Here is a 14,022-nt window from a genome sequence, read left to right as displayed (position 1 = left end):
GGGCGGCGGGTTGCGGGTCTCGGGGTTGTCGGAATTCTCGCTCATGGGGCTCCACGCGTGACGGCCCTTTGAGGGCGGCGGCCTTGAGCGGGCCCGCCGGGGACGTCAGGAAGCAGGTTTTGGGACAGGAAGCCGGACGCGGGGCCTGCGAGAAGGCCGAAACCGCCGGTTCCTGAAACCCCCCGACGGCCCTAGCGCCGGCCGGGAGGCACTGACCACCCTAACAGAGCGCCCGGATGAGGCGCCCGCATTTTCGCCGCCCGTGTGCGCGGCCTGTCCACCGGGAGACCTCCCCGGGGGGCAGGAGGCGTCTCCGGCGCTTGGGGGCACCTCGGGAGGCCGTTCAGCGGATGCGCACGCGGAAGGGCATCATGGCCTTCAGACCGGGGCGCAGGAGCTCGGGCGAACCCAGCCCCACCTCCCGGGCGAGCACGGACAGGGCCTCCGGCGGGCGCTCTGGCAGCGCGGGCAGCAGCAGCCCCGCCAGCGCGTGCACGCCGGGCTCCCCGCCCAGCCCGGAGAGGAAGCCGCGCGCGTCCCCCATGACGTCCAGGTCCAGCTCCTCCGAAGTAGGCACCTTCGCGCGCTTGCGCGCCGACGCGACGGCCTCCGGCATGCCGCCCAGCCCGTCCACCAGCCCCCGGGCGAGCGCGTCCTTCCCGCTCCACACCCGGCCGCGGGCCACGGCGTCCACCTTCGCCTTGTCCATCTTCCGGTTGCGGGCGACCTCCGTGATGAACGTGTCGTAGGAGTCGTCCACCCAGGTCTGCACCGCGGCCTGCTGCTCGGGCGTCCACGGCTTCCACCACTCCAGCAGGTCCGCCATGTCGCCGCGCTTGAGCGTCTCCTGGTTCACCCCCAGCTTGGTGCCCAGGCCCTCCAGCGCGGGCTTCGGGTAGAAGACGCCGATGCTGCCCGTCAGCGTGGTGGGCTCCGCCAGCACCTCGTCCGCGGCCACCGCCGCGTAGTAGCCGCCGGAGGCCGCCGCGTCGCCCATGGAGGCGATGACGGGCTTGTGCTTCTTCGCCTCCAGCACCGCGCGGTACATCAGGTCCGAGGCCAGCACGTCGCCGCCGCCGGAGTCCACGCGCAGGATGATGGCCACCACGGACGGATCCTCCTGGGCCTCCTGCAGCGCGCGCACCACCGTCTCCGCGCCCGCCAACTGCGCGAAGCCCAGCGGGTCCTCGCGGCTGCGGCCCCCGGTGATGTCGCCCAGCACCGGCACCACCGCGATGCGGCGGCGCAGACCCCAGCGGTCCTCGCGCTCTTCGCGCGGCGAGTACGTCGGGTGGAAGCGCATGCCCGGGAACCACTCCGCCACGCGCGCGTCCAGCTCCGTCGCGGACACCACGCCGTCCAGCAGGCCCGCCGCCTGCGCCCGCTTCGAGGACAGGATGCCCTGCGCCCACGCGGCGCGCAGCTTCTCCGGGGGCAGCTTGCGCCCGGCCTCCACGGCCTTCTCGTAGTGCGTCACCTGGGAGTCCAGGTACGCGTCCAGCGTCTCGCGCTCCGCGGGGCTCATGTCGGAGCGGGTGAACTGCTCCATCGCCGTCTTGTACTCACCCACGCGCGCCACGTCCCACGTCACGCCCAGCTTCTCCATGGTGCCGCCCAGCGACGTCACCGTGGCGGACAGGCCGTTGATGGGCAGCGACGCCTCCGTCAACGCGTAGACGCTGTCCGCCGCGGACGCCACCAGGTAGCTGCGGTCATCTCCGGACAGCATCACCACCACGACCTTCTTGCCCGCCTCGCGCAGCTTGAGCAGCGACTGGCGCAGCTCCTCCGCCGTGCCCCAACCCACGCCGGGCAGGCCCTCCATCTTCACCACCACGCCCTTGAGCCGCTCATCGCGCGTGGCCAGGTCCAGGTACTTCATCAGGCGCAGGTACGGGTCCGCCTCGCTCACGCCCAGGATGGCCAGCGCGGGGCTCACGCCACCAGCCAGCATGTCGTCCAAATCCAGCAGCGCCACCACGCCGCCGCCGCCGTGCAGGGAGCGGTAGCGCTCCGACGACAGGCGCACCTGCAGCACGTGGTCCAGGCCGTTGCCCGCGCCGCCCGCCGCGTACGTCAGGCCCGCGTGGCCCAGGTCCACCGTGGCCGCCAACTGGAGCGCCAGGGGAATGCCGCTGACGAAGCCGTGGGACAGGCCTCCGCCCAGCCTCAGGCCGCGCACCACCTCCGCCTGGAGCGTGTACGTGGCCAGGCCCTCCCGGAAGCCTCCCTCCGCGAAGATCCAGTCCACGCCCAGCGTGTAGCGCTCACCCAGCGGGCGCAGGCCCAGGCCGAAGTTGTAGCGGCGCTGCAGCTTGAGGCCGTCCTGCTCCGGGGCGTTCAGGTCCTTGGCCACCGCGGCCAGCGACAGGAAGCGGAAGGGGCGCGCGGTGAGGCCCACGTCCCAACTCGTCAGTCCGCTGATGCGGGGGTCATCCGAGCTGCTGAAGTCGTGCAGCGCGGCGCCCAGCTGCAGCGTGCGAGGCCCCAGCGACAGGCCGAAGGACGTCTTGCGGTAGTCCGGCGCGTTCTGGCCGCGGATCCACTCCAGGGAGAAGCCCGCGCCCAGGCCCAGCAGGCGCGCGCCCAGGAACACGGCGTCGCCCACGGAGTCGGACTGGAGGTTTCGCTCGTGGAGGTAGAAGAGCTGCCCCGCGTCCTGGAACCCCAGGCCGGCGGGGTTGAGGGACAGGGCGGGCGCTTCGTCGATGAGCGCCGCGTTGGTGGGCGGCAGGGTGATGCCCAGGGGCGGGACGGGGGCGCGGTCGACGGCGCCCGTCTGGGCAATCGCGAGGCTGGGGAGGAGGGCGAGCAGCGGCAGGTGGCGCATACGGACCGGGACTCTAGGTGCGAGCCGTCCCGGGACAAGCGCCGCGTGTTACCAGTCCTCGGTACCCGACACGTCGTCCAGCGGATCATCCCCGGAGTGCTTCTTGACGGACTGTCGGGAGTTGCCTCCGCGGTCCTCCGAACCCCAGTCCTCCGCGCCGCTGCGGTTGTCCAGCGGGTCGCGCTTCTTCTGGACCTGTTCGCCCTCGCTGTTGATGAGCTGGTTGGCGATGCGCTCCATCTCCGACTTGAGCTGGCCGTACTCGTCGCCCTGGAGCACCAGCTTGCGCGAGCCCAGGCGCTTGCCGCTCTTCACGTCGAAGAGGCCCACGGCGAGCTCCGTGCCCCGCTCCGGGATGACGCGCACGGTGCCCACCAGCGCCCGGTCCAGGCTCAGCGACTTGCCCAGCGAGACGATGGCGTTGGCCGGCTTGTCGCTGGGGCGGGACACGTCCGGAATCACCTTGTCCAGCTGCGCGTCGTAGGCCTTGTAGGTGGCCGTGGGCGCCAGCGAGGCGACGACGTCCACGTCGTCCGGCGTCACCTCCGCGATCTGCCCGAACTGGCGGAAGCCCGGCCGCTCCATGCGCACCAGGTGCTTGCCCACCGGCAGCGTGGGCAGCGTCAGCGGCGTGTAGCCCACCGGCTCGCCGTCCACGTACACGCGGGCGCCCGCGGGCCGGGACTTGAAGGTGGCGCTGCCGCGCAGCTGCGAGGGACGGCTGGTGGCCACCTGCACGCGCAGGCTGATGAAGTCCCGGCTGAAGCGCTTGGGGTTCAGCTCGAACGTGGGGTTGAGCGCCATCAGGTCGATGAGCAGCAGCTTGGCCTCCTCCACGTCGCCCCGCAGCTGGAGGATGGCGCCGTGCAACGCCAGCGCGTCGCACAGCGGGAAGCAGGACGTCATGGCCGCGACGGAGCCGTCCAGCTCCTTGAGGGTGGCGCGCACCTTGCGCTCCGCGTCCTCGTACTCGCGCGCCTCGAAGGCCTTGACGCTCTCCTCGTAGCCCTTCTTCGCGCGCTGGAAGGACGCCTGCGCGGACGGGTCGTCCGGCAGACCGAAGAGGTCGCGCGGCTTGCGCACGGAGTAGCTGGGGAAGTTGCCGAGCGCGTCGTTCAGGTAGCTCTCCATCTGCACCCCCGAGGACTCGGACGACGGGTCCATGGGGATGAGCAGCGCGGAGATGCGGCCCGCCGGGGGCGAGGATGACAGCGCCAGGGCGGGCAGCAGCACGAGCGCGAGCGGAAGGGCTTTCATGAGGAGTCCTGTGCGCTTGACGTCCGGGCTAGAAGGAAATTCCACCGGGCAGACCGTTCACCGGGTTGAAGCCGGGGCCGCGGTCCGTGGTGGCCACGTACACCACGCCCGCCGTCACGGCCGCCACGCCCGCCGCCGCGGCCCAGAACCAGGGCTTGCGCAGCACGGAGTCGCTGGACACGAGCGGCTCCTTCGACGCGTCCTCGCGGCCCTGGGGCAGCGCGGCGCCGGTGAGGAAGGTGTGCACCTGGTCCGCGGCGAAGTCAGCGCTGCCCTTGCCGTCGCGCTTGCCGAAGTCCACCTCCACGCCGCGCAGGCGGTTCTTGGTGCGCACGTCCCACGCCTGAACCTCGCCGTGCAGCCGGCCCTTCTTGTCCTGGAACGTGGCCGCCAGCACCACGTAGCGCGCGTTGAGCCGCTCGGCGATGGCGCCCACTTCCGGCGGCGTGCCGTTCGCGTCGAAGGCGGCCTCCGTGCCGGCCTTCGTCGCCGCGTCACGCAGCGCGGACAGGCCCGGCGCGGAACCGAGCTTCGTCTTCAGCTCCGTGGGGGCGGACGGCTTCACCTCCACGTACGTCGCGAACGGGGCGTAGCCCGGCAGCACCACCTGCACGGGGTAGCGGCCCGGGGCCAGCTTCGCGCCGGACAGCGGCGTCGTGCCCACGTCGCGGCCGCGCACCAGCACGCGCGCGCCCTGCGGCTGGGTGTTCACCACCAGCGTGCCCTGCGGCTGCGCGTTCAGATCGCTCTGCGCCTCCGAGAACACCCGCTGCACGTCCTGGCCGAAGAGGCCCGCGTCCGGGCGCAGCGACGGCTCCGCGAGGAGCGCGTTCGTGAAGGCCGCCTTCGCGCCCGCCACGTCGCCGTTGAGCAGCTGGGACGCGCCCTGGAAGAGGTACGTCTCACCCAGCTTCTCCGGGCGCAGGTCGCCGGGGCGCTGCACGTAGGCTTCCGCGGCCGCCTTGAACTTCGCCGCGGCGGCGTCCGGGTCCAGGTTGTCGTACGCCGCGCGGCCCTCGTCGAAGAGGGCGTCAGCGGTTGCCCTGGGGCTCCGGGGGCGGGAAGGCGGTGGCCAGGTCCACGAACTGGACGTCGCCCGCGCTGCCCAGCCGCCGGGTGAGCGTGTCCTCCAGCTTCGCCGCGGAGTCCGTCGCGGCCGACTGGCGGGCCACGCCAAAGATGGCCACCGCGTTGGACGTCGCCGCGCGCGCCGGAGCCGGAACGTCCGCCAGCTTCTTCGGGGCGGCGGGCGTGGCCGGAGCGACGGGCGCCGGAGCGGCCGCCTGGGGCGCGACGGGCACGTCCGAGTCGGGAGCCGGTTCATCCGGAGGCGTGAAGGTGTCCTCGGGCTCTGCCGCGGGGACCTTCTTGGTGGCGGCGGGGCGCTTCTTCTTCGCGGCGGACTTCCGCTTGGTGGCGGCGTCGGCGGCGGGAGCGCTCAGCATGCAGGCGAGCGCGACAGTCAGGGCAAGGCGGGTGGTGTTCACGATTCGGCGGATGCTAGCCGACCAGCGGGGCGGAAGACCAATGCCTCCCCGGGACGGGTGAACCCGTCCCGGGTGTGCGGGGACTTCCACTTTCTCAGACGTCCAACTCCTGGACCTCGCCGGCCATCTCGGTGATGAACTTGTAACGCGCCGAGACGTCCTTCCCCATCAGGTCATTGATGATGCGGTCGGTCTCCAGCGCGTTGTCGATGGTGACGCGCAGGCTGATGCGGTTCTTCGCGTCGAGCGTCGTCGTCTTCAGCTCGTCGGCCGTCATCTCGCCCAGACCCTTGAAGCGCATGATGTTGGGCTTGGCGTTGCCCTTGGCCTTCTCGCGGATGATGCGGTCGCGGTCCGGCTCGTCCAGGGCCCAGTACGTCTCCTTGCCAATGTCCACCCGGTACAGCGGCGGCTGGGCGATGTGCACGGCGCCCGCCTCAATCAGGGGCCGCAGGTGCCGGTAGAAGAACGTGAGCAGCAGCGTGGCGATGTGGTGGCCGTCGCTGTCCGCGTCCATCAGCAGGAAGACGCGGCCGTAGCGCAGCTTCGTGATGTCGAAGTCGGACCCGATGCCGCAGCCCAGCGCGCTGACGATGTCCTGGAGCTCCTTGTTGGTGGCCACCTTGTCGGTGGACGCCTGCTCCGCGTTGAGCACCTTGCCGCGCAGGGGGAGGATGGCCTGGGTGCGCCGGTCGCGGCCCTGCTTGGCGGAGCCGCCTGCGGAGTCACCTTCCACGATGAACAGCTCGCTGGACGCGGGGTCCGTGGACGAGCAGTCCGCCAGCTTGCCGGGGAGGTTGAGCCGGTGGCTCACCGCGGACTTGCGGCTGATGGCGGCGGAGGCCGCGCGGGACGCCTCGCGCGCGCGGGCGGCCAGGATGATGCGCGCCAGCAGCGCTTCCGCGATGGACTTGTTGTCGTTGAGCCACTTCTCCAGCACCGGGCGGACGGCGCTGTCCACCTGCGCCGTCGTCTCCGAATTGTTGAGGCGGCCCTTCGTCTGCCCCTGGAACTGGGGCTCCACCACGTACACGGAGAGGATGGCGGTGATGCCCTCGCGGATGTCCTCCGCGGTGAGCGACACGCCCTTGGGCGTCAGGCCGTGCGTCTCGATGTAGTTGCGCATCGCCTTGACGATGGCGGCCCTCAAGCCCGCCTCGTGCGTGCCGCCCAGGTTCGTGGGGATGCCGTTGACGTACGAGCGGATGTGCTCGTCCGTGGCCTCCGTCCACGCCAGCGCCACCTCCAGGCGGACCTCGTTGTCGCGCGAGTAGTAGAACGGCGTGCCGCCCACGGGGACGATGGGCTTCTGTCGCTCCGACACGACCTTGGTGAGGTACTCGGCGATGCCGCCGTCGTGCTTGAACGTCTCCGACACGGCGGGCGTGGCCGTCTCGTCCTTCCAGACGACGGTCATCCCCTTGTGCAGGTAGCTCTTCGCCTCCAGGCGCTCGCGCACCAGGGCCGCGTCGAACTTCTGCTTCTCGCCGAAAATCTCCGCGTCCGGCTCGAAGGTGATGGACGTGCCGGTGCCGCGCGCCGGGCCCTCCACCTTGAGGGCGCTGGTGGCCTTGCCTCGCGCGTACGACTGCACGTGGCGCTTGCCGTCCTTCTTGATTTCGATGAGCAGCTTGCTGGTGAGCGCGTTCACCACGGAGCTGCCCACGCCGTGCAGACCGCCCGAGTGGATGTAGTTGCCCTGCTCGAACTTGCCGCCCGCGTGCAGCGTCGTGAGGATGACCTCCACGGCGGGCTTCTTGTGCTTCGGCATCATGTCCACGGGGATGCCGCGCCCGTTGTCCACGACGGTGATGGACTTCGCGCCCTTGTGGAGCGTGACTTCGATGAGGGACGCGAAGCCGTTGATGACCTCGTCCACCGAGTTGTCGACGATCTCCCAGAGGAGGTGGTGGTAGCCCGTGCTGTCGGTGCCACCGATGTACATGGCCGGGCGCTTGCGCACCGGCTCCAGGCCTTCGAGGACCTGGATGTCCGCGCCTGTGTAGGTTTCCTTCTTGGTCGCCATGGCCTTCCCGCTACTCCTTCTTCTCCGGCAGCGGCACGAAGGTGATGGGCTTGGCCACCTCCTTCACCGTGTCGCGCTTGGACATCTCATGGCCCTTGCCGCCGCGGCCCGTCACGGAGAACTTCGCCGGTGACAGGTGCAGCTTGCGGCCCTTCTGCGTCTCGAACTCCAGCACGGCGTCCTTCTGACTGGCCGGCGCCGCGAGGAAGTCCACCACCTTGTCGCCCGCGTCCACCTTGATGACCTGGACGCCCTTGCCGGGGCCCGCCAGCTCATTCACCTCCGCCACCTTGCAGACGAGGGCGTTGGTCTTCTCCGTGAGGACGGCGAGCAGGTCCTTGTCGCCCACCGGCTGCGTGCCGATGATCTCGTCGCCCTCGCCCGTCTTCGCGTAGCGGCGGCCGGCGCGGGTGGACACTTCCGTGTGCGGCGCCAAGAGGAAGCGCAGGCCCAGGCCCTGGCGCGTCACCGCCACCAGCTTCGCCGGCTGGTGCAGGCGGGCATCCTGGGACAGGGCGCCCACCACGCGCTCGCCGTCGTCGAACTTGAACAGCTTCTGCACCGGGTCGCCGTAGCCGGTGGAGGCCGGAATGTCGTTGAAGCGGGTGACGTAGGCGGTGCCGAAGTTGCTGAACAGCACCAGGTTCGCCTTCAGGCTGCCGGCGAGCACCGCCATCACCGCGTCGCCTTCACGCAGGCGGGTGGTGGACGGGTCCTTCACCTCGCGCACGCGCTTGATCCACCCGTCGCGCGTAATCACGACGTGGGCGTCCTCGTCCGCGATGAACGCCTCAGCGGAGAACTCCATCTCTTCTGAGCCCGCGCCGCCAATGCGCGTGCGGCGCTTGTCGGTGTACGCGGCCTTGAGGCCGGACAGCTCGTCGTGGATGACCAACCAGCGCTTCTTCACGTCCTTGAGGATGCCCTCGATGCGCTTGATCTCCGCGCGCTTCTCCTTGAGCTCCTTCTGGACGATGAGGATCTCCAGGCGGGCCAGCTTGTAGAGGCGCATCTCCAGGATGGAGTCCACCTGGAGCTCATCCATCTTGAAGCGCGCCATCAGCTTCTGGGCGGCGTCCTGCTTGCCCTCCGACTGGCGGATGATCCGGATGATTTCATCCAGCGCGTCGTAGGCCTTCTCGAAGCCCTCGAGGATGTGGACGCGCCGCTTGAGCTCCGCCAGCTCGTGCTCGAAGCGCTTCGTCACGACCTCCAGGCGGAAGTCGAGGAAGTAGCGGAGCATGGCCTTGAGGTCCAACCGCTTGGGCGTGCCGACGTCCGGGTTGTCCGACGGCACGAGGCACGTCAGGTTCACGCCGAAGTTCGTCTGCAGGGGCGTGTGCTTGTAGAGGTACGCCATCACCAGCTCGGGGTTGGCGTCCTTCTTGAGCTCCATGACGATGCGCACGTCCTTGGTGGACTCGTCGCGCACGTCGGTGATCAGCGGCAGCTTGCGCTCGCGCACCAGCTCGCCAATCTTCGCGACGAGCGTGGACTTGTTCACCGTGTACGGGATGGAGGTCACGACGATCATCTGACCGCCGCGCTTGTGCTCCTCCATCTTGTACTCGCCGCGGATGCGGACGGAGCCCTGGCCCGTCTCGTAGATGTCCCGCAGCTCCTTCTTGTCGTTGAGGATCTGCCCGCCGGTGGGGAAGTCCGGCCCCTTGATCCACTTGAGCAGGTCCTTGGTCTGCAGCTCCGGGTCGTTGATGAGCGCCAGGAGCGCGTCCACCAGCTCGCCCAGGTGATGGGGCGGGATGTTGGTGGCCATGCCCACCGCGATGCCGGTGGTGCCGTTCATCAACAGCTGCGGCACGCGCGCCGGGATGACGACGGGCTCGTCCCGGGTGCCGTCGTAGTTGGGGCGGAAGCGGACCGTCTTGCTGTCCAGCTCACCCAAGAGCTCCGTGGCCAGCTTCTCCAGGCGGCACTCGGTGTAGCGGTAGGCGGCGGCGGAGTCGCCGTCCAGCGAGCCGAAGTTGCCGTGGCCGTCCACCAGCGGGTAGCGCAGGGAGAAGTCCTGCGCCATGCGCACGAGCGCGTCGTAGATGGCCGTGTCGCCGTGCGGGTGGTAGCGGCCCATGATGGCGCCAACCACTTGCGCGCACTTCTGGTACTTCGTGTCGAACGACAGGTTCAGGTCGTTCCACATGCCGTAGAGGATGCGGCGCTGCACCGGCTTGAGGCCGTCGCGCACGTCTGGCAGGGCACGCGAGGTGATGACCGACAGGGCGTAGTTGAGGTACCGGCGGCGCGCTTCCTCGGCCAGGCCCGCGGGCAGGCTGTCCCCGCCACCAGCGCCGGACCCGCCGCCGCCGCCGCCCTTTCCTCCGCCCCCTGCCGGGCCTCCCTGCTTCTTGCGCGACTTCGTTTCGGCTTCTGCGAGCATGGTCATGGAATCCAGATGGGTTTCACACGGGCCGACCGGCCGGGCGTGACGCGGCGCGCGGGCGTCACGCCGTGCGCGCTGCGACTACCAGTCGGGTGGGACCCTCGACGTCAGATGGGCCGGACTACCATGGGCCTCTGACATTGAGAACGAATTCGGGAGGTTGCAGCGGCTCCAGCCCGGAACTTCTGCACGTCCGTACAGTCCTATGCCTGCTTGAAACCCACCGCCAACCCCCCGGAATTCCGAGGGGAGTGGGGGCAGGGCCTGGCCGGCGGGCTGCTGGGACTAGCCGTTGTCGCCGTTGGGGTTGGCGCGGGGCTTCTTGCCCTCCGCGTCAGGGGCGCGGCCCCAGCCGCGGCCGCTCTTGAAGATCTGCACGCCCCGGCCGGAGCCGCCACCGGCCATCCCGTTGATGGTGGCGGTGAGGGCCTTGCTGCCCGGCGGGTGGTAGATGACGCGCACCTTGCGGGCGGAGGGCAGGAGCGCGCTGGTGGCGTCCACCAGCAGGTAGACCGTGGTGCCGTCCGTCTGGATGCGCTCCGGGTCCTGGCGGTTGTTGAGGTCCGCGAGCAGCTCGCCCGCGTCCGCGCTGGTGGCGTCCGAGCTCAGCTGGCGGATCTTCACGCGCAGGGTCATCTCTGGAGGCGCGTCCTGGCGCTTGTACTCCCGCACGCCTTGGATGACGACCGCCAGGTCGGCGCCGTTCTCCGGGGCCTTGTTGGCGTCCAGGTGGAGGCCGGACTGGACGCTGGAGTCGGTGTCCAGGAAGAGGGTGACGTTGGCGCAGCGCTGCTTGCACTCCTCGCCGAAGGGGTCCTTGTTGAACTTCAGGCGCATGGCGAAGTCGCTGCCCTGGGGCCCGATGGTGGCATCCACGATGACGGGGCGCTCATCGTCCGGTGACGGCTTGTAGCGGAAGGTCGAGGTGGACCGCCCCGCGGCGGAGGTGGACGCGCTGACCAGCAGCGAACAGGCGAGCAGGGTGGGCAGGCGCTTCACGGACTTGGACCTCCTGACGGCGTGGGGCATCAAAAAGAGGCATTCAAAGGGAACTGGCCCCGGGCCGGCAAGCCTGGGGCGTAGAGTGGCCGTCTGGAGGACAACCATGCCCACACCGTACGTGCGTCAGCTCAAGCTCGGACCGATGGACAACTTCGTCTACCTGGTGGGTCCCCAGGACGGCCCGGAGGTGGTGGTGGTGGATCCGGCCTGGGACGTGCAGGCCATCGAGGCGGCGGTGGCGCAGGACGGCAAGCGCGTGGTGGGCGCGTTCGTGTCGCACTGCCACGGCGACCACATCAACGGCCTCGAGGAGCTGCTGTCGCGCCATGACGTCCCGGTGTACGCGCAGGCGGAGGAGGTCGCCTTCTCCAGCGAGCTGCGCAAGCGTGGGGGGGACGCGCTTCGGTCCCTGAGGGCGGGCGACGCGGTGCCGGTGGGCGCGCGCACGTTCCATGCGCTGCACACGCCCGGGCACACGCCGGGGTCGCACTGCCTGCTGGCGGAGGACGCGCTCGTGTCCGGGGACACGGTCTTCATCAACGGGTGCGGCCGGTGCGACTTCCCGGGCGGTAGCCCGGAGGACATGTACCGCTCGCTGTCGCAGGTGCTGGCGAAGGTGCCGGACACCGCGCGGCTGTACCCCGGGCATGACTACGCGGACGTGCCGGTGGCCCAGATGGAGGCCATCCGCCAGAAGAACCCGTACTTCGGCTTCCCGGACATGGCGTCGTTCGTGGCCTTCCGGATGCGACCGCGGCGGTGACTCTCCACGTCCGGGCGTTTCTGACACCCTCGGAGATTTCGCGTACGGGCGCACTCGCGACAGTCTTGAAGTAAACTCAAGCCAGGGAAGCTCGGAAGAGGGCTCCCGCTGCCTTGAGGGGACGCGCGATGCCCGTGGAGATCAGCTCGGTCGCAGTGAAGGATGCGGACGCGAAGACGTGGGCGGACGGCGCCTACTCGTACGCGCGGACGACGGACCGCACCCGGCTGGCCCACCTGACGAAGGTGGGGTTGCGCAACACGCTCCGGTCGTGGATCGCCTCGAAGCCGTGGTCGTTCCCCAAGGGCACGAAGCTGGGCTCCTTCGAGCCCACCTTCGGCATGACGAACACCGCGCCCAAGGCCTACTGGAAGGCCTTCGCCAGCAAGGGCGAGTTCTACATGCACCTGATGTACGAGGCCGACGCCCGCTGCCAGCGCAACCGCGAGCTGGAGCAGGAGCTGGCCGAGGACGTCCTGGAGCATGCCCGGACACGCCAGACGCTGAATGACCTGCGCAGGGCGCTGGGGCAGTACCTCTGGGAGCACGACAGCTGGAGCGGGACCATCAGCCACGTCGTGCAGACGTACTCGCCCTTCAACCTGCTGCCCAACATGACGGGCAGCTACAACGAGGCCAACTCGTACCCGGCCTACGAGCGCCGTCAGTGGGAGAAGCTGGGCGGCAACCTCAACCCCATCAACCTGGTGATGAACCTGACGGCGCAGCCGCTGTACGACTACAGCGTGCGCAGCAAGGACCGGGTGAGCCTGAGCTATGACCGGCGGGACTTCTCCGTCGCGGAGAACGTCGCCATCCTCCACGACCTCAAGGAGCTGTTCAGCCCCATTGGCAACAGCCGGGCCATGATCTCCATGCACAAGGAGCTGGTCCCGCATCCCTACCAGGGGGCGACGAGCCCCGCCCGGCCCAGGCGTTGGACGACGGACGGCGCAGCTCGCGCGAACGTGCTCAAGAAGGACCTCACGCGCTACACCGGGGATCCGCACACGGAGCGCCGGCAGGTGGCCTGGGATCAGGGGCGCAAGGGCGCGGGCACGCGCAACGAGGACTCGCCGGACACGGAGACGGCGCGAGAGCACCACATGCCCATCGAGACCGGGCGCTCGCACACGGCGGCCCGCCTGTTCGAGATGGTCGCCCTGCTGCGGCCCGCGAATGGCGCGGGCCCGGTGGCAACCCAGCTCTTCGCGGACCGGATGAAGGCCATGGCCTTCGGCATCTTCGGGTACTGGAACGCGGACCAGTCCGTGGGCGGCTACCCCAAGAGCCTCACGCCGGTGCACACCTACCACGAGGTGATGGACCCGGCGGAGGACTACCTGATGGACATCTACGAGCACCCCTTCACGTACGACGACGTGATCGCCTGGCTGGGGACCTGAGCGCCCGCTCGGCTCACACCCGCCGCGCGCGGGCCATGGGCGGCATCTTCACGCCGCCGCCCGGCTTCGCGTGCATGGCCCAGTACGCGGACACACCCAGCAGGGCCAGCGACAGCAGCGTCCACAGGGCCGCCCAGACGATGGATGGCACCCACGTCTCGCTGGCGAGGATGGCCGCGTCGCTCTGCGCGCGCACCGCGCTGTTCCACAGGTCGTCCCTCAAATCGAAGATGACGTAGAGGGCGGTGAAGGCCGCGAGGAACAGGTTGAGCGCGTCCACCAGCCCCGTGGGCAGGAAGCGCGCACCCAGTCCCATGGCCAGGGCCATGCCCAGGCAGAAGGCCAGGGTGAACGGGTCCCCCGCGTAGAAGAAGCCCATCACCGCCAGCCACACGGACGCCGCGCCCATCACCGCGCGGCCCAGCCGGAACCGGAACGTGGCCAGCATCAGCCCCGCGCCCGCCACCGCGCTGCCCAGGTAGCCCGCGGACGACACGATGACGCGGTTGAGCACGCCCGGCGGCAGGCGGGAGAGGCAGCTGCCTCCCTCGTTCACCTGGAGGTGCACCCGGTCCACCGAGCCCCCCACGAGCAGTGAGGCAATGGCATGCCCGCTCTCATGCATCATCACCACCAGCACCTTCACCGGCCACAGCACCGGCGAATACCAGAAGTACCAGGACGCCCCCATCAAGAGCAGGAGCAGCGCCAGCCTTCCGAAATCCAGTGTCGCCCCGCTCGCGGTCCGCATCGCTGGTCCCCTCCTGCCTGGACACCGGAACATCCAAGCGCGTTCCATCTTCCGCGAAAACGCGCCCCCCGGACACCGGAACGGTCGCGCCGGGGCGGCGGACGG

At 69.8% G+C, this 14,022-nt stretch carries 10 protein-coding genes; 2 read left to right on the top strand and 8 right to left on the bottom strand.

Annotated features, from left to right (window positions below; genetic code table 11):
* Window positions 1–343 precede the first annotated feature (343 nt).
* From sppA to D7V77_RS16470, 7 genes are all read right to left on the bottom strand, one after another.
* Window positions 344–2,830 carry a signal peptide peptidase SppA gene (gene sppA / locus D7V77_RS16495; RefSeq protein ID WP_120577247.1) on the bottom strand — a complete coding sequence of 829 codons (2,487 nt, stop codon included), beginning with the start codon at window positions 2,828–2,830 and terminating at the stop codon, window positions 344–346.
* 48 nt (window positions 2,831–2,878) lie between these two features.
* Window positions 2,879–4,087, bottom strand: coding sequence for a PEGA domain-containing protein (locus tag D7V77_RS16490; RefSeq protein ID WP_120577246.1), 1,209 nt, complete (start codon window positions 4,085–4,087; stop codon window positions 2,879–2,881).
* Window positions 4,088–4,115: 28 nt separating this feature from the next.
* Window positions 4,116–5,030 carry a PEGA domain-containing protein gene (locus tag D7V77_RS44740; RefSeq protein WP_233597038.1) on the bottom strand — a complete coding sequence of 305 codons (915 nt, stop codon included), beginning with the start codon at window positions 5,028–5,030 and terminating at the stop codon, window positions 4,116–4,118.
* 88 nt (window positions 5,031–5,118) lie between these two features.
* The gene (locus D7V77_RS44735) at window positions 5,119–5,574 is read right to left on the bottom strand and encodes a hypothetical protein (protein ID WP_233597032.1); all 456 of its coding nucleotides are present in this window, start codon (window positions 5,572–5,574) and stop codon (window positions 5,119–5,121) included.
* Window positions 5,575–5,668: 94 nt separating this feature from the next.
* Window positions 5,669–7,600, bottom strand: coding sequence for a type IIA DNA topoisomerase subunit B (locus D7V77_RS16480; protein WP_120577245.1), 1,932 nt, complete (start codon window positions 7,598–7,600; stop codon window positions 5,669–5,671).
* Between the two features lie 10 nt (window positions 7,601–7,610).
* Window positions 7,611–9,992 carry a DNA topoisomerase (ATP-hydrolyzing) subunit A gene (locus D7V77_RS16475; protein WP_169820765.1) on the bottom strand — a complete coding sequence of 794 codons (2,382 nt, stop codon included), beginning with the start codon at window positions 9,990–9,992 and terminating at the stop codon, window positions 7,611–7,613.
* A 288-nt stretch (window positions 9,993–10,280) separates the two neighbouring features.
* Window positions 10,281–10,994 carry a hypothetical protein gene (locus D7V77_RS16470; protein ID WP_120577248.1) on the bottom strand — a complete coding sequence of 238 codons (714 nt, stop codon included), beginning with the start codon at window positions 10,992–10,994 and terminating at the stop codon, window positions 10,281–10,283.
* A gap of 106 nt (window positions 10,995–11,100) precedes the next feature.
* Between D7V77_RS16470 and D7V77_RS16465 the strand changes: the two genes are divergently transcribed.
* Together D7V77_RS16465 and D7V77_RS16460 are read left to right on the top strand one after the other, a co-directional pair.
* Window positions 11,101–11,760 (top strand): MBL fold metallo-hydrolase, encoded by a 660-nt coding sequence (locus tag D7V77_RS16465; RefSeq protein ID WP_120577243.1) that lies wholly within the window; start codon window positions 11,101–11,103, stop codon window positions 11,758–11,760.
* Between the two features lie 128 nt (window positions 11,761–11,888).
* Window positions 11,889–13,166 carry a hypothetical protein gene (locus D7V77_RS16460; RefSeq protein ID WP_120577242.1) on the top strand — a complete coding sequence of 426 codons (1,278 nt, stop codon included), beginning with the start codon at window positions 11,889–11,891 and terminating at the stop codon, window positions 13,164–13,166.
* Window positions 13,167–13,179: 13 nt separating this feature from the next.
* On the opposite strand, the gene D7V77_RS16455 is transcribed toward D7V77_RS16460, so the two are convergent.
* Complete coding sequence (locus D7V77_RS16455) at window positions 13,180–13,917, bottom strand: M50 family metallopeptidase (protein WP_120577241.1); 738 nt, start codon at window positions 13,915–13,917, stop codon at window positions 13,180–13,182.
* Between the last annotated feature and the right edge of the window lie 105 nt (window positions 13,918–14,022).

Source organism: Corallococcus sp. CA041A (assembly GCF_003612075.1).
Classification (GTDB): domain Bacteria; phylum Myxococcota; class Myxococcia; order Myxococcales; family Myxococcaceae; genus Corallococcus; species Corallococcus exiguus.
This window is presented reverse-complemented; position numbering and strand designations above follow the sequence as displayed.